Consider the following 16,417-nt stretch of genomic DNA (forward strand, 5'->3'; position numbering starts at 1 on the left):
TGCGCACAATCAATGCGCGCCAGCAGTGGAACAGCCTGCGATTCTCGGCATCCGTGTACCGAAATAAGCCGCGCTGCCCACGCCCACCACCCCCATCACCGCACTGAACATCACGCAGATCCATGGACTCCACGGCATCAGGCCGATCAACAACAGCGGCGTGACACTCGCCCATGCGGCGTAGGCAATGTTGTAGGTGAACGAGATGCCCGAGACGCGAATCCGCGCCGGAAACAGGCTGACCATCACCGATGGCACCGCGCCGACCACCCCGCAGGACAACCCTGCCACGGCGTAGGCCAAACCGATCCAGTCGCCGCCCATGATCAGGCTGGCATACAGCACGCCGATGCCCAGCGGCAGCAGCAGGCTATAGAGCATCACCGTGCGCCAGGCGCCGATGCGATCGACCAGCAGCCCGGCGAGCACGCAGCCGATGTTCAAGAACACGATGCCCAGTGCGCTCAAGGCGAAGGTATGGCTGGCGCTCATGCCAAAGGTTTTCTGCATCATGGTCGGGGTGATGACCACGAACACCACCACGGCCGAGGTCAGCACACAGGTAAGAATCATCGCCGGCAAAATGGCCAGGCGATGCTCGCGCAAGACCGTGCGCAGCGGCAGTTCGCCGGCCGCCTCGCGTTGCGCCTGCATGGCCGTGAACACCGGGGTTTCGCTGAGCCAGCGACGCAGCCAGACGCCAATCACGCCAAACACGCCGCCCAGCAGGAAGGGGTAACGCCAGGCGTAATCGAGGATTTCCGCCGCAGTGAACGCCTGTGCCAGGAAGGTGGCGGTCAATGCGCCGATCAAATAACCGAATGTCAGCCCCGCCTGCAAGAAACCCAGGGCATAGCCGCGATGGGCGATGGGTGCGTGCTCGGCGACGAACACCCAGGCACTGGGCACCTCACCGCCCACCGCCGCGCCCTGGAGAATGCGCAGAGCCAACAGCAGCAAGGGGGCGAAATAGCCGATTTGCGCGTAGGTCGGCATGATCCCGATCAGCAGGCAAGGCAACGCCATCATCAGGATGCTCAGGCTGAAGACTTTCTTGCGCCCCAGACGGTCGGCGAAATGCGCCATCAGGATGCCGCCCAACGGTCGCGCCAGGTAACCGGTGACGAAGATCCCGAAGCTTTGCAGCAGGCGCAGCCACTCGGGCATTTCCGGCGGGAAGAACAACTGGCTGAGGGTCAGGGCAAAAAACACGAAGATGATGAAATCGTAGATTTCCAGCGCCCCGCCAAGAGCGGCGAGCCCCAGGGTCTTGTAGTCCGAGCGGTTGAACGGCGTCGGGCGCGAATCGGTGTTGGCAGTCATGAAAAGAACTCTGGCACAGGCAAAAACCAAGGCGCCCATGGTCTACGCAAATGCACCGACGGACAACCCGTTAGACCAAAGTCCCATAGCCACGAAACAGCCCCGCAAAAATCCTCGGCTTGAATTAATGTTGGCGTCTGTCCAGACGGGCGGTTACTGCCCCGAAGACCACAACAAACATAAAAATCCGAGGTACCCCCCGTGGCCGCTGATATCGAAGATAGTCGCTCCGCCCGCTTTGCCCTGCGCTGCTCAAGTTTTGCCGAACGCTGGTTTCCCGACTCCTGGGTGTTTGCTGCCCTGGCGGTGATTATCGTGGCCCTGGCCACCATCGCAATGGGTGCAAAGCCCACCGACGCCGCGATGGCCTTTGGTGATGGCTTCTGGAGCCTGATCCCCTTCACCATGCAGATGGCCTTCGTGGTGATCGGCGGTTATGTGGTCGCCAGTTCGCCGCCAGCGGTGAAGCTGATTGACCGTCTGGCCAAACTGCCGAAAAACGGCCGCTCCGCCGTGGCCTGGGTCGCGCTGATCTCGATGGTCGCGTCGTTGCTGAACTGGGGCCTGTCCCTGGTGTTCGGTGGTTTGCTGGTGCGCGCCCTTGCCCGTCGTACCGATCTGAAGATGGACTACCGCGCTGCTGGTGCTGCCGCCTATCTGGGGCTGGGCGCGGTGTGGGCCTTGGGCCTGTCGTCATCGGCCGCACAATTGCAGGCCAATCCGGCCAGCCTGCCGCCATCGATTCTGTCGATCACCGGGGTGATTCCGTTCACGCAGACGATTTTCCTCTGGCAGTCCGGTGCCATGCTGCTGGCGTTGATCGTGATTTCGCTGATCATCGCCTACGCCACCGCGCCAGGCCCGAACTCGGCACGTGACGCCAAGGCCTGCGGCGTCGATCCGAGTTTCAACCTGCCGCCGCTGCAACCGCGCACCCGTCCCGGCGAATGGCTGGAATACAGCCCGCTGCTGATGATCCTGCTGGTGCTGCTGGCCGGTGGCTGGCTGTTCCACGAGTTCTCGACCAAACCGGCAATCAGTGCGATTTCCGGGCTGAACACCTACAACTTCCTGTTCATCATGCTCGGCGCCCTGCTGCACTGGCGTCCGCGCAGCTTTCTGGACGCCGTGTCCCGCGCAGTGCCGACCACCACCGGTGTGTTGATCCAGTTCCCGCTGTACGGCTCGATCGCCGCGCTGATGACCACGGTCAAGGGCGCCGATGCGCAGACCCTGGCACACCACATCTCGACCTTTTTCGTCAGCATCGCCTCCCACGACACCTATGCCCTGTTGATGGGCGTGTACTCGGCGATCCTCGGCTTCTTCATACCGTCCGGTGGCGGCAAGTGGATCATCGAGGCGCCGTACGTGATGCAGGTGGCCAATGACCTGAACTATCACCTGGGCTGGGCGGTACAGATCTACAACGCCGCCGAAGCCTTGCCGAACCTGATCAACCCGTTCTACATGCTGCCGTTGTTGGGCGTGCTGGGGTTGAAGGCGCGAGACCTGATCGGCTTCTCGTTCGTGCAGTTGCTGGTGCACACGCCGCTGGTGCTAGTGTTGTTATGGGCACTGGGGACGACGCTGGCGTATTTGCCGCCGGTCATGCCGTAACCATAAAAAGGGCCGGTATTGATATCGGCCCTTTTTGTTCCGCCCTGTCTGTTTCAGTAACTGCTGGTCTTAATACGCTGAAAAGGATCTGAGCATGTTCAAACTCGCGGCACTCACCCTCGCAGCCCTCACCCTGAGCACCACCGCCCACGCCGATGTCAATTTGAAGCTGGGCACGACCGAACGCGTTACCCGCCTCTTCGCCTACCCCAACAACTGTAACGTGATCTGCTTTCGCAACTGGACGCTTGAGCAAACCGTCGAGCATTACCTGACCCAAAGCGTGCAGCGTGATGGCTACAGCGAGGCGAAGGTTCTGGTCAAGACCGACAACGGTCAGCTCCACGCAGAAATAATCGGCGTGCCCAACGGCTATGAAAAGCCCTTGGCCGCGATACTCGACGCCGGAGACCTGGCCTACAACGGCGCCAGCAAACTGAATGCCGATGGCAAGTGGGCGTACAGCTGGTATCTGTTCCTACCGCTGGGCATGGCCCTGGAAAACCGCAAAAGCGTCGAACTGCTGCACTTCCCGCCAGACTATTCGCTGACCCAGGCCCAGGATTACCTGAAGTCCGCCACCACGGATCGCTGGGCCACGCTGCTGACCGCCAACGGCATCCCGGCCGGGCAGACGCCGGGCTACCAGACAATCATCGACATCGCCCCGATTGCCGCGCCGTCCAACGCGGGCAAGGACCTCGAAGGCGTCTACGGCTACTTCAAGGATTACCAGACCACCATGGTCAAGGAAATCAGCCTGAACGCCAGCGGCGCAGCCCTGCCCATAGTCGCCTTCGGTACACCGGTGCGTAACTGGATCAAAGAGCAATACGGGCAGACGGTGAACGTGTTGAGCCTGGTCCAGATCTCCCCGGACAACGGCGTGAAGGTCCCCGTGTTGGGCTCCAACCACCCGAGCTACATTTGGTATGCCGCCGATCCGGCAAGCTACACCGGCAGTGACGCCCAGGCCAAGGCCGATGCGGCAGGCCTGAAAGTCATGGGCCAGGATTTGAGTGCTGCGTGCTGGCAGGCCACCATGGGCCGCCAACCGGACAGCAATCCAGACCTTGAGCTCAATACCTGCCGGCAAACCTGGCAAGTGGCCCAGAAAGAAAAAACCTGTGAGCTGTTCTATACCTCGATCCGCAACCTGTCGCCCCAACAGGCTGTGGGTAAATGCGCGACAGCTTCGATCGTGTCACAGCTCAAACAGCTCAAGACCCCGGCGCCAGCCACGGCGAAACCTGCTCCGCCGTTTTAACCCGATGAATGGCGGCCTAATCTGTCACTTATGACAGTAGACCGTCTGTAGTAACTGCGAGAGGCTTGGGCTGAACCCATGTGCTGCTGTGCCGACAGGACCGTCGACGCAAGGAAGTCGCAGCACCCAGCAGACAGGGATCGTTATGAAAGCTCACGCCTCTCAACGAAAACGCCCACAACCGCCGCAAGGTGTTTACCCCTTTTCGGAGCTGCCCGTTCACCTGGGATTTCCTTCCCTGGCCGACTTCGAAATCATTGAAAACGCCAAGGGCGAAGCCACGGCTATTGCCGCGCGGCGCGAATTCCCGCGAATCACTCGTCTCTGCCGGGCGTCGGGGCACTTGCTGCCCTATCGCTGCCGGCATACCCGCCAGCTCGCCCCGGGTGTGCACGTCTACGACCCGCGCTTCTGCGGACTGTTGCGACACTCCTGCGACCCCAATGTCTTTCTGGACTTGAGTGAGTTGTGGTTATGGACGCTGAAGGACATCAACAAGGGTGACTGGCTGACCATGGACTTCGCCGCCAGCGAAGACAAACTGCAACGCCAGTTCGCCTGCCAGTGCGGCTCATACGAGTGCCGTGGCTGGATTACCGGCTACGATGAAGAGCCGAACGCCGACGGCCAGCTGTTTTTGCAGCAGTGGCGTCGGCGAAGTCTGTAACGAAGGGTTTCACAGAGGCTCGAACGGACGCAGGCGGTACTGCGGAGGCAGTTGCTCGAAACCGCTGATAGTCGCATTCAGGCTCTTCCAGCGGCCATCCTTGATGCCGTAGATGCAGCCGTGGATCGACAGGCTCTGCCCGCGGTGCCAGGCGTTTTGCACAATGCTGGTGTGACCGACGTTGGCCACCTGCTGGATCACGTTGAGTTCGCAGAGGCGGTCGACGCGCTCCTCTTCGGTGGCGTATTTGGCCAGTTCTTCGCGTTTTTCATAATAGAGATCGCGAATCGAACGCAGCCAGCCGTCGATCAGGCCGAATTGTCGATCCTGCATCGAAGCGCGCACACCGCCGCAGCCATAATGGCCGGTGACCAGAATGTGCTTAACCTTGAGTACATCGACCGCGTACTGAATCACCGACAGGCAGTTGAGGTCGGTGTGCAGCACGACGTTGGCCACATTACGGTGTACGAACAGATCGCCCGGCAGCATGCCGACGATCTCGTTGGCCGGCACCCGGGCGTCGGAACAACCGATCCACAGGAACTCAGGGGTCTGTTGGCGAGCCAGCTTGGCGAAGAAGTCAGGATCTTCCTCCTTGATCGCAGCGGCCCAACGCTCGTTGTTATCAATCAGATCTTGTAATTCGTTCATGCTTTGAAGCCTCAAGAATGATGCGCAGCTTTGACTGACAACCGCCCGTCGGGGTCACGCGCGAAATGCAGATGCTCTCCTGATCCGGTACACGGGGCTCCATGCCGGTGGAATTCTCGGTCGCCAAGTAGGTCAACCGTAGTAAGGCCTACAGTATGAGGAATTACCATGAATGATTCACGACGTCCGTACGATGCGGTGCAACCGGAACCCGTCGATGACAACGAAGACCGCATGGGCTCGGTGCGTGAGCTGGATTTCGACACCGAAGAACCCAGCGCCAGAATCGGTGACGAACTGCCGGAAAAGGAGCGCGAGCAACGGATGCCACGCCAGCGCGGTGGTGAAGCGGGCCAGACCGGTGACCATCAACCGACCGACGACGACCTGAGCCCGGAAACCCTGATCCGTGAAGACGGCGCCCGGGATGCCCATGAAGCGGGCAATGATAGCCGCGCGGATTGGGACCTGAGCATTGTCGATGAGGACGATATTGGCGGTGGCAATGGGCTGGATGAGGCTGAACTGGCGCTGCGCGATCCTCTCGACAAAAAACGTTGATCCTGTGGCGAGGGAGCTTGCTCCCGTTCGGCTGCGAAGCAATCGCAAATCACATCCCCCATTGCTCTCGGGGGCCGCTTCGCGACCCAGCGGGAGCAAGCTCCCTCGCCACAGACGGGTATGTCTCAATCCACCAAAGTGCAGGCCATGACCACCGCATCTTCGCGCCCGCCCACCGCCGGGTAGTAATCCCGACGCCGGCCGATCTCGTTGAAACCATAGCGCTCATACAGCCTGAACGCCGCGGTATTGCTGTCGCGCACTTCCAGGAAACACTCCCGGGCGTCGGCCTTGTAGGCAATCGACATCAAATGCTCAAGCAATGTCAGCCCCAGGCCACGGCCCTGGTTTTCCGGCTTGACCGTAATGTTCAGCAGGTGCGCCTCGTCGAGGATGATCTGCACCACACCGTGGCCGACCTGTTGCTGACCTTCGAACATCAGCCAGATCTGATACTTGCCCAGGCCGTCGAGGAAAATCCCGCGGGTCCAGGGATGGCTGTAGGCCGCGTATTCGATTTTCAGTACAGTTTCCAGGTCCGCCTCGGTCATCGGGCGAAACGATACAGCGTCACTCATTCGATTCTTTCCAGCGCGCCATCAGCCGACGCATGGCTTGCCAGACATCAGCCTTACGCTGTGGCTCTTCCATTAATAATTCCAGGCCCGGCACCGCCCAGGCCGAGCCCAGGCCTTCGATCTGCAATTCGCGGTTGAACGCCTCGGCATCCGCTTCGCCGGCAAATCGCACTGCGGGCAGGCCGATCAGCCACAAGCAGGCGCAGGGCGTTTCTTCCATGCGCACCGAGAGAAAACCTTGCACGAAGTCGCGGGCCGCTTCCGGGCCCTGATCCATCGTGCCACGCACCAGCAGCGGCCAACGCACCGGTTCACCGACGATCTGCGGGCTGTCCGGCAGACCGGCGGCGCGCAGCATGTCCTTGAGCAGCAGGTAGGCAGGATCGCGCGTCTGGAAGGATTCACCTGTGGGTAACTCCACCAACAGCAGGCAACGCCCGGCCCGCAGCAATTGCAGGGCGAAACGCGGCGGCGGCACGATCGGCGCCTTGACCACGACCGGGGCCTCTTCGGCCTCTTCCACCGGTTTGGCCCCGGCGCGGGTGCTCGCCAGCGATGGTCGCGGCACCTCGATCTTCGCCCGCTCGGCCGGCTTGACCACAGGCGCCACGGGCGTCTGAGCCACAACTGCGGGCACAACAGGCGCGACCACAACCGGCTCGGGGATCTCCAGCAGCTCGGGGCGCGACGGCGCGGCAAAGGGCAATTCGGTGCGCGGCAGCCAGTTGACCACCTGCATGGCGGCCAGATAAGCGCGACGACGGGACTCGATAAGCAAAGGTCGGCCACTTGTGGATAACTAAAGTGCGCTGATTCTACCGCCGTTCGCTCAAGATCGCCCGCAGTTGATCGATGCACTTTACCGAAAAGAAGTCGACAGCCCGTCCCGAGATTGAATCGCATTGCCCCCGATGCAGTACAATCGCCGCTTTTAATCGCCAACCAGCCGGCCATTCCGATGATCGAACCCAAGCGCGTCTTGCGCGCCCTCGCTGAACACTGGGCACTTCTGGAGCCACTGTGCGAGCACTTCGACCAAGGCACACTGAGCCTGAACGAACTGCGCACGCAACTGGCCGCCCAGCAACTCGATAGTACGCCGCAGGACATCACCAGCCTGCTGGATGTGTGGATTCGCCTCGATATTCTGGTTCCCGTGGCCAAAAGCCCGAACCGTTTCGAGCTCAATGCGCAGATTCACGACTTCCTCGCCTACCTGCGCCGCGAACACCGGCTGGGCCTGTGCCTGGAAATCGAAGCCTACCTGCGCCACCTCGAGCGTCTGGCCGGTTATATCCAGGACGCGTTCGATATCCGCGACGGCAATGACCTGGCCCGCCAGTTGCGACTGCTCGACATGCGCGTGCGGGACGTGCTGAAAAAACTCGATAACGACGAACAGGCACTGGTGGCCGTCGCCGAACGGGCGAAAACCAGCGATCGACAGATTCCGTTGCGCCAGCGTTACGCTGAAGTGCTGGCGACCTGGGACGAATACGTCGAGCCGATGATTGATCTGGTGAATGCCGACGGCGCCTTCGAACAAGGCGTGCGCAAGGTCGAAACCGTGCTGCTGAAGATGCTCAGCGAACAGCAGCGCCTCGGCCACCTGGTCGACGACGACATGCTGCTGCGCACCCACGCGCGCATCCTCGAAATGCAGACCAGCGCCCAGCTGACCCTGCGTCACGCCCGCGAACTGCTGCTGCCGCTGCGTGAGGAAGCGCGCCGGCACAACGCCGTGACCCGTGGCGCCGCATTGGCCTTGTCGATGATCCGTCGCAAGGGCATCGATGCCGTGCCACAAGCGGCGATGCCGATGTTCACTCGCCCACAGAGCACCTTCCTCGGTAGTGCCAGTCAGGTCGAAGCCTACGTTTATGCGTTGGCCCGTTTCGAACCGAAACCGGCGCGCTTCCCCAAGGCGCACAAGACCCAGAAAGGCGAAGCACCACGGGCGCCACGCACCGTTCGGGAAATGCTCGAACGCTGCGAAGACGCCCTGCCGATGCCGGACCTGATGACCTGGCTGCTGGAGCAGGAACCGGACGGCGCCACCGACGAATTGCTGTACTGGTTCTCGCGCCTGTCGCGGGAGAAACGCTTCAAGCGCGAGCGTCTGGAACGTCGCCAATACCATACTCACGAGCACCAGGTCAGCCTGCGCTCCTTCGCCCTGCTCTCGGTCAGCGACGGCACCGAGAATTCTGCGAGCACCCTCCATGCAAGTACTTCCTATGCAACTTGATCTATCCGAACTGTCCCATCTGGCACCGATCTTTCGCGAGCTGTTCAAGGGTTACCACGTCAGCCGCCGCGATCCGGAGCTGTACGCACAGTTGTCGAACTTTCAGGACCAATACCGCACGCTGTTCAAGGCCCTGGGCTTTGAACTGGTGTGCGATACCCGCGGTTTCTACTACTTCGTGCCGGACCTCGCTGCCGCCACGGTGAACAAGACCGCGCAGCGTCTGGCGCTGTTCACCTTCATCCTCGTCGAGCACCTGGCCGACCAGGGCCGCGACCCGATCTCCGTGCTTGACGGCGGCAGCCTCGGCCGCGACGAGCTGCCGTCGTTGCTGGAAAAGTACCGCGACCTGTTCATCCAGGCCGAAGTACAGACCCAGGACGAGCTGGAAGAAAAGATCATGCGCCGCATGACCCAGCTCGGCTTTGCCAGCGAAGAAAACGGTATCTACCGTTTCCTGCCGCCGATGCACCGTTTCCTCGATGTGTGCCTGTCGGTGCAGCAGGACCGCGATCTGGCCGCCAGCCTGCACAGCGTCCTGCCGTTGCCGGTGCCGGTGCTGATCGACGAAGACAGCGACGAAAAACTGCTGCAGACCGACGACCCGCTCGACCTCGCAGAATTTGAAGATGAAAGCGAAGAAGACGCCCTGGCCCGCGCCATCGCCGAAGAACAGGAGCTCGACGCATGAGCAAGGAACGTTACGGCATCCGCCGCTTTGCCCTTTTGAACACCGCCGGCTACAGCCTCGGCCTGTTCCCGCTGGAAGAGCCGCTGTCGGTCTACGGCGCGAACAACCTCGGTAAATCCGCCTCGATCAACGCCTTGCAGTTCCCGATCCTGGCGCGCATGTCGGACATGAGCTTCGGCAAGTACAGCCTGGAGCAATCCCGGCGCTTCTACTTCGCCTCGGACACCAGTTACATCTTGGTGGAAGTGAACCTGCCCCACGGCCCCCACGTGATCGGTGTGGTCGGCCGCGGCCCAGGCGGCGGCTTCGGTCACCAGTTCTTTGCCTATGCCGGCAAGCTGGACCTGGCCCACTACCAGAAAAACGATACCTGCCTGCGCCAGAAAGAACTGTTCACCAACCTCGAGCGCGAAGGCCTGAAAGCCTACGAACTCAAGCCGGACGAACTGCGCCGTTTGCTGGTCGGCGGTCACACCTCGATCCCGCTGGACCTGACGCTGATTCCATTGCGCTCCACCAGCGAGCAGAGCCTGAAGACCTTCCGCGCGCTGTTCATCAACCTGCTGCACATGCGCGAAATCACCGCGGCCAAGCTCAAGCAACTGTTCCTCGATGCCTTCGAACACAGCCTGCGTTCCGGCAGCGTCGACTACATCGCCGCGTGCGAAGAAGCGTTCCGCGATGTACGACGCATGGAGCAGGACTACAACTCGCTGGTCGCCGCAGGCCCGCTGGTCGAAGCCCTGGCCAACGGTGTGAAGCAACGCGACATCCTGCGCGGCAAGCTGCACCGGATCTCGCCACTGCTCGACTCCTTGCTGGGCACATGGTCGGACTACGCCAGTGCGCGCAAGGAAGAGCTGACCATTCAGGCCGAGCACTACCGCAACGAGCAGGACGCCCTGCAAAACGACCAGCGCGGTGGCACCCAGGAACTGATGCGTCTGGAGCGGGAAATCACCGGCATCCAGCGCTGGCTCGGCGAACTGTCGGTGCTCAAGCATCGCTTCGCCCTGGTCGATGACGTCAAGGTGCTGGAGCAGCAACTGCTGGCCGCCAAGGATGCCCACGACGAACTGGCTGGTGCGCTGGCGCAGTCCCGACAGTTCAGCGCCGAAGACCTCGAAGAGCGTCTGCGCGATCTGGAAAAACGCCTGAAGTCGGTCAAGCAGCAACTCGATCACGCCGACAACAACAGCTACGCCCGCCTGCGCGAAGAATTCTCGCAGCAAGACGTCGAGCGCCTGATGCGCTTGTTCAACAGCGCGCTGTTCAGCCTGCCATTGGGCGAACACGGCATCACCCTCGACGAGAACGGCGACTGGGTGAAGTCCGTAGAACTGATCCTCGACGGCTTCAAAGGTGAACGTTTCGAAGTGCCGGGCCTGTCCATCGACATCTCGCACATCGAGCCGCCGGCATTGCAGTCCCTGGCTGACCGTGCGGCCCTGCGCGACCAGAAGGAACGCCTGGACAAAGAACTCAAGCAACTGAAAACCCAGCAAGCCGTGGCCGCCGACCGCGCCGCGAGCAAGACCCAGACCGAAGCGCTGTACCAGCAAGTGCTGGATGCGCAGAAAGCCCTGGAGGATTTCCGTCGCGCGCAAACCCTGAGCGCCGAGGAAGGCGACAAGCTGGAACAGTTGGCGCAGATGGAAGCGGCGCAGGACGAGCTGAAGCGCTCCAGCGACGCCTTCACCGAGCGCGTCCAGCAACTGTCGGCCAAGCTGCAACTGGTCGGCCGCCAGATCGGCGACATGGAAGCCAAGCAACGCACCCTCGACGACGCCCTGCGCCGCCGTCAGTTGTTGCCGGCGGACCTGCCGTTCGGCACGCCGTTCATGGACCCGATCGACGATTCCATGGACAACCTGCTGCCACTGCTCAACGACTATCAGGACAGCTGGCAAGGCCTGCTGCGGGCCGACGGCCAGATCGAAGCGCTGTACGCTCAGGTGCGCCTCAAAGGCGTGGCCAAGTTTGACAGCGAAGACGATATGGAGCGTCGCCTGCAACTGCTGATCAACGCCTATGCGCACCGTACCGACGAAGCCCTGACCCTGGGCAAGGCTCGTCGTGCCGCCGTGACGGACATCGCCCGGACCCTGCGCAACATCCGCAGCGACTACGACAGCCTCGAACACCAACTGGCACTGTTCAACCGCGAGATCAACAAACGCCAGGTCTCCAACCTGCAAAGCTTCCGCATCGTGCTCGCCCCGAACAAGGAAGCGCTCAAGCACATCGACCAGATCATCCACAGCGCCGGTCAGTACGAAGAAGGCGAAACCCTGTCGGTCTTCGACCTCAGCCAAAGCGCCGAGCAGGACAACAAGAACGAAGAGGCCAAGGAATACCTGGCACGGCTGGTCGCGGCCAACCACAACCAACTCGGCCTCAAGGACTTGTTCGAACTGGCGTTCGAGATCACCAAGGTCAACGGCCAACCGGTGATCCACACCGACATCGACGGCGCCGCTTCCAACGGCACCACCATGACCATCAAGGCGCTGACCAACATGTACTTGTTGCTGCACCTGATGGACCGTGACCAGGCCGGTCGCGTGCGCCTGCCGTACTACCTCGACGAGGCGGCGGACATCGATGAGAAGAACCAGGCCGCATTGCTGGAAACCAGCCTGCAACTGGGCTTCGTGCCGATCCTGGCGAGCGTGAAACCGCAGGTCTGCGCCAGTGTCGCCATCGACCTGGAAGGCGGCAGCGGTCCGGCCGGCATCTACATCGATCAGGCGGACTGGAAGTACATCCGTCGTCACGATCAGGTAAAGGCAACGGTCAACGAACAAGCGGATGAACCGGAGCTGGATGCGGTCTGAGGCTTGAATCGAAGGCAATGAAAAAGGCCGCGATCCAATGGATCGCGGCCTTTTTCATAGGTGTGTCATTTAGCTTTTCAGTGAACTTCAGGGCCTCTTCGCGGGCAAGCCCGCGAAGGCGTCATCACTGACGCCACATAACCCTCAGACTATTTACCCAGCGATATCTTCGGCGCCCAGCCCAGCCATTCCTCTTCAAACTTGTCGAACAACGCGAACGTCTGCTCCGGTTGCGCCGGGCTGCCCATACGTTCGCCATCCGGCGTGGCAAAGGCGACACCGCCCTGAATCATCGTCTCCAGGGATTCTGTGCGCACCGTTGCACCTCTGAACAGACCGACATCGAAGTCGAAACCGCTGGTGTTCCAGAACCGTGTACCGCTGCGTACCAGTGGCGCGTACTTCGGTTCGATCAGGATATGGATCAGGACGCGATCAGCGGTCTGGCCCAGCTCATAACCGGTCACCTTGCCCACGGTGATTTCGCGATAGGTCACTGGTACACCGGCCTTCAGCGAACCACGACGGGCTGCGCTCAGCACCAGACTCAATCCCGCTTCCTGCTTGGGGGTTTCGGGAGCTGCGGCCAAAGCGACAAAGTTTTTCTGCGGTCCCAGGTTCTTCTGCGCCGGTTGCACCTCGATGTATTGCCCGGTTACCAGGGTTTCGAGGTTGGACGTCTTGATCAGGCCCAGTTCAGGCTTGACCACCCAGAACTGACTGCCGACCCGGGCGATGCGCTCCGGCACTTCGGTAATCCGCGCGGTCAGCAGCACCGATTGCAGGTCCTCGCTGAGATCAACGTCCTCCACCTTGCCGACATCCAGCCCCTTGAAACGAATCGGAGTGCCGGTACGCAGGCCATCAGCGCGATCGAGCTTGAGCGTGATGACTTCGCCTTTCTGCGTGGCGTCTTCATGGTTCGCGAACAGACGGAAACGTGGAATACGCTTCTGCAGCGGGGCTTTTTCCTGCGGGGTCTCGAAGGCAATGCCGCCGGCCATCAAGCTCTGCAGCGACTCGCTTTTAACCTGGACCCCGCCGGTCAGTCCGCCCGTGAGGGTGATGCCACTGGCGTTCCAGAAGCGCGTCGAGGCGTTGACCAGGCCTTCGTATTCCTTCTCGATGTGCACGCCAATGATCAGTTGTTTCTTGGTGCGTGAGAACTGATAGCTCTGTACGGAGCCGACTTTGACCTGCTTGTAGAGAACCGGGCTGCCGACTTCCAGCGAGCCGAGATTTTCCGTGAACAACACCAGGTGCAGGCCCGGTGCACGCAGATCCAGCGGTGGCGCCTTGGCCCGTGCCGCAAACTCCCGTTGTGGCGCCGAACCCTTGTCGCCAGGCCGCACAGCGATGTAGTTGCCTTTGACCAACGCCTCGAGGCCGGTAATCCCCGCCAGGGAAATCGACGGTTTGACCACCCAGAACTGGGTGCCTTCGACCAGGTAATCCTCGGCCAACGGGTCCATCGTCAACTCAGCGGTGGCCCCGGACAGGTCAGGATCGACCTTCAGCGCCTTGAGATTGCCGACCTGAATGCCTTTGTACATCACCGGCGTACGACCGGCCTGCAAGCCTTCGAAGTCGCTGAGCTTGACCTTGACCCGGATACCGGCCGCCGCTGCATCGAAGTCTTCATAGAGCCTGAACGGCAGGCTTGGGTCGGTAGGCGGGCTGTCCTTGCGGTTTTCCGGGGTGGCGAAGGCAATGCCGCCAGCGACGATGCTGGCCAGGGATTCACTGCGAACCTTCACACCCGACAGATTGGCATCGATGCTGATGCCGCTGGCGTTCCAGAAACGTGTGTGCTTGCGCACCAGTTTGGCGTAAGTCGGCTCAATGAAGACCTTGAGCTCGACGGTGCTCTGGTCCTCGGACAACACATAGCTTTTGATCTGGCCCACTTTGATTTGTTTGTAGAACACCGGACTGCCACGGTTCAGCGAACCCAGGCGGTCAGCCTTGATGGTCAAGTGCAGGCCGGGCTGGGCATCGGAAAGTGGCGGTTCCTGGGCCAGGGCCTTGAACTTGCGGACCGGCTCGCCTTCCCCCGGGCTGATGGCGACATAGTTACCTGAAACCAGCGTCTCAAGACCGGTAATCCCCGCCAGCGTAACGCTCGGCTTGACCAGCCAGAAACGCGTGCTGGTCCGCAGGTATTGCTCTACGTCCTTGTTCATTTCGATGCTGGCGATCACGCCTTTGGAACTGCCTTCGTCATCAAGCTTGAGGCGTTTGACCTTGCCGACCGACATGCCCTTATAGACAACTTCGGTCTTGTTGGCCTGAATGCCCTCGCCGCTCTCAAAACGCACCTGAATCTCGATACCGGTCTCGTTATAGGCACGCCAGCCGAGCCAGCCGCCGATGATCAAGGCAATCAGGGGCAACACCCAAATGGCAGACCAGTTCGAAGCCGGTCGGGTTTTCGCTACAGGCAAATCAGTCATGGTCGTCGTCCGACTCCGTGTTATCCCAAATCAGTCGGGGATCAAAAGTTACCGCAGCAAGCATCGTCAGAATCACCACCGTGGCGAAAGCGATGGCGCCAAGATTGGCTTCGATGCTGGCAAGCCGTCCAAAATTCACGACCGCCACGAGAATGGCGATCACAAAGATATCGAGCATCGACCAGCGGCCGATGAATTCAATGAAACGGTACATCCAGATACGCTGGCGAGCCGAAAGGGGCTGACGGCGCTGCACGGAAAACAGCAGCAGGCCGATGCCCACCAGCTTGAAGGTGGGCACCAGGATACTGGCGATAAACACCACGGCCGCAATGGGGAACATGCCGTAGTGCACCAACTCGATCACACCCGCCATGATCGTGCTGGGCGCACCTTTGCCCAGGGAGTTCACGGTCATGATCGGCAACAAGTTGGCCGGTATGTAAAGAATGGCGGCGGTAATCAGCAATGCCCAGGTTCGCACCAGGCTATTCGGGCTGCGGGCATGCACCAGCGCTCCGCAGCGCGTACAGACTTGCTCATCGGTATCAGCTTCCTGCCTGTTCAATTCATGACATTCCTTGCAAATCAGAATGCCTGCATCAATCGCCCGCATGGGCATCCTCTCCTGATAACGCTTGCCAGATCTGGTGAGGCGACATTACGACCTCCAGCCAGACTTGAACCAGCAACAAACCAATGAAGCACGCCAGGCCGAGGCCTACGGTGATGGCTGCCATATCTGCCAGTTTTACGATCGCCACCAGTACGCCCATGAAGTAAACCTCGAGCATCCCCCATTCGCGTATATGGTGATAAATGCGATAGAGCAACAAGCCGTAGCTGCGTCCGACATCGAAACGGATACTCAACAATACGGCCAGTTGGCACAATAGCTTGAGCAGCGGGATCCCCATGCTGCACAGGAACACAATCACTGAAACGCTTTGCATGCCCGTGTCAAAAAGGGCCACAACTCCGCTCCAGACAGTGTCTTGCGAAGACTGCCCGAGTAGATTGAGCTGCATGATGGGTAAAAAGTTCGCCGGAATAAACAACAACAAGGCGGCGATGACCAGGGCGAGACTGCGCTGTACGACGTTGTACCGATTGGCATAAAGCTCGTAGCCACAGCGCGGGCACAGGGCTTTTTCGCCATGGGCAAGTTCAGGTTTACGCATGAGCAAGTCACACTCATGGCAGGCAACCAGATTTTCTAGTGGTAATTCTGACAGCCCTTGGGCGTCAACCGGATCCGGCATAAAGGCTCTGACTCTGAAAAAGTTGGACCTATTCTAGTGCCATGAGCTGAAAATAACTGTGCAAAATGTGCAACGACCAGCCCTGTTTTTTTCACGCACAAAAACAAAACCCCAACTGCTTTCGCAATTGGGGTTTCGGAATTTAATCTTGACGATGACCTACTCTCACATGGGGAAACCCCACACTACCATCGGCGATGCATCGTTTCACTGCTGAGTTCGGGATGGGATCAGGTGGTTCCAACGCTCTATGGTC

14 protein-coding genes and 1 rRNA gene are annotated in these 16,417 nt (G+C 60.5%); 7 read left to right on the top strand and 8 right to left on the bottom strand.

The window, feature by feature from the left end:
* Window positions 1-9: 9 nt before the first annotated feature.
* Window positions 10-1,323 carry an MFS transporter gene (locus KGA96_RS07035; RefSeq protein ID WP_223466680.1) on the bottom strand — a complete coding sequence of 438 codons (1,314 nt, stop codon included), beginning with the start codon at window positions 1,321-1,323 and terminating at the stop codon, window positions 10-12.
* Window positions 1,324-1,524: 201 nt separating this feature from the next.
* Here KGA96_RS07035 and KGA96_RS07040 point away from each other — a divergent pair, with 201 nt between their 5' ends.
* From KGA96_RS07040 to KGA96_RS07050, 3 genes are all read left to right on the top strand, one after another.
* Window positions 1,525-2,943 carry a short-chain fatty acid transporter gene (locus KGA96_RS07040; protein ID WP_046043792.1) on the top strand — a complete coding sequence of 473 codons (1,419 nt, stop codon included), beginning with the start codon at window positions 1,525-1,527 and terminating at the stop codon, window positions 2,941-2,943.
* Between the two features lie 94 nt (window positions 2,944-3,037).
* Window positions 3,038-4,210: a hypothetical protein gene (locus KGA96_RS07045; protein ID WP_223466679.1), complete on the top strand. Its 1,173-nt coding sequence runs from the start codon at window positions 3,038-3,040 to the stop codon at window positions 4,208-4,210.
* A gap of 145 nt (window positions 4,211-4,355) precedes the next feature.
* Window positions 4,356-4,877, top strand: coding sequence for an SET domain-containing protein (locus KGA96_RS07050; RefSeq protein ID WP_046043790.1), 522 nt, complete (start codon window positions 4,356-4,358; stop codon window positions 4,875-4,877).
* Between the two features lie 9 nt (window positions 4,878-4,886).
* Here the strand turns inward: KGA96_RS07050 and can are convergent, their stop codons facing one another.
* On the bottom strand, window positions 4,887-5,531 hold the full coding sequence (gene can, locus KGA96_RS07055) for a carbonate dehydratase (RefSeq protein ID WP_008046121.1): 645 nt from the start codon (window positions 5,529-5,531) through the stop codon (window positions 4,887-4,889).
* Between the two features lie 168 nt (window positions 5,532-5,699).
* Here can and KGA96_RS07060 point away from each other — a divergent pair, with 168 nt between their 5' ends.
* The gene (locus KGA96_RS07060; RefSeq protein ID WP_046043789.1) at window positions 5,700-6,092 is read left to right on the top strand and encodes a hypothetical protein; all 393 of its coding nucleotides are present in this window, start codon (window positions 5,700-5,702) and stop codon (window positions 6,090-6,092) included.
* A gap of 125 nt (window positions 6,093-6,217) precedes the next feature.
* Here the strand turns inward: KGA96_RS07060 and rimI are convergent, their stop codons facing one another.
* Both rimI and KGA96_RS07070 read right to left on the bottom strand, forming a co-directional pair.
* Entirely contained in the window at window positions 6,218-6,670 is a 453-nt protein-coding gene (rimI, locus tag KGA96_RS07065; protein ID WP_007997020.1) for a ribosomal protein S18-alanine N-acetyltransferase, read from the bottom strand.
* Window positions 6,663-7,409, bottom strand: coding sequence for a hypothetical protein (locus tag KGA96_RS07070; protein WP_046043787.1), 747 nt, complete (start codon window positions 7,407-7,409; stop codon window positions 6,663-6,665). The genes rimI and KGA96_RS07070 overlap by 8 nt, the downstream gene beginning before the upstream one ends.
* A 219-nt stretch (window positions 7,410-7,628) precedes the next feature.
* Between KGA96_RS07070 and mksB the strand changes: the two genes are divergently transcribed.
* The 3 genes from mksB to mksF are packed head-to-tail and all read left to right on the top strand — an operon-like array spanning window position 7,629 to window position 12,446.
* Complete coding sequence (gene mksB, locus KGA96_RS07075; RefSeq protein WP_185754871.1) at window positions 7,629-8,918, top strand: Mks condensin complex protein MksB; 1,290 nt, start codon at window positions 7,629-7,631, stop codon at window positions 8,916-8,918.
* Entirely contained in the window at window positions 8,908-9,609 is a 702-nt protein-coding gene (gene mksE, locus KGA96_RS07080; protein ID WP_046043783.1) for an Mks condensin complex protein MksE, read from the top strand. The genes mksB and mksE overlap by 11 nt, the downstream gene beginning before the upstream one ends.
* Window positions 9,606-12,446 carry an Mks condensin complex protein MksF gene (mksF, locus tag KGA96_RS07085; protein ID WP_223512073.1) on the top strand — a complete coding sequence of 947 codons (2,841 nt, stop codon included), beginning with the start codon at window positions 9,606-9,608 and terminating at the stop codon, window positions 12,444-12,446. The genes mksE and mksF overlap by 4 nt, the downstream gene beginning before the upstream one ends.
* A gap of 149 nt (window positions 12,447-12,595) precedes the next feature.
* Here the strand turns inward: mksF and KGA96_RS07090 are convergent, their stop codons facing one another.
* The 4 genes from KGA96_RS07090 to rrf all read right to left on the bottom strand — a co-directional run.
* Window positions 12,596-14,899 (bottom strand): intermembrane transport protein PqiB, encoded by a 2,304-nt coding sequence (locus KGA96_RS07090; protein WP_046043781.1) that lies wholly within the window; start codon window positions 14,897-14,899, stop codon window positions 12,596-12,598.
* Window positions 14,892-15,515, bottom strand: a complete 624-nt coding sequence (locus KGA96_RS07095) for a paraquat-inducible protein A (RefSeq protein ID WP_046043780.1) — start codon at window positions 15,513-15,515, stop codon at window positions 14,892-14,894. Before KGA96_RS07095 ends, KGA96_RS07090 begins: the two co-directional genes overlap by 8 nt.
* On the bottom strand, window positions 15,502-16,161 hold the full coding sequence (locus KGA96_RS07100) for a paraquat-inducible protein A (RefSeq protein ID WP_046043779.1): 660 nt from the start codon (window positions 16,159-16,161) through the stop codon (window positions 15,502-15,504). The genes KGA96_RS07095 and KGA96_RS07100 overlap by 14 nt, the downstream gene beginning before the upstream one ends.
* A 146-nt stretch (window positions 16,162-16,307) precedes the next feature.
* Window positions 16,308-16,417: ribosomal RNA gene (rrf, locus tag KGA96_RS07105) — 5S ribosomal RNA — on the bottom strand; the annotation flags it as partial.

The sequence above is a fragment of the Pseudomonas sp. GL-R-26 genome, assembly GCF_019947365.1.
GTDB lineage: Bacteria > Pseudomonadota > Gammaproteobacteria > Pseudomonadales > Pseudomonadaceae > Aquipseudomonas.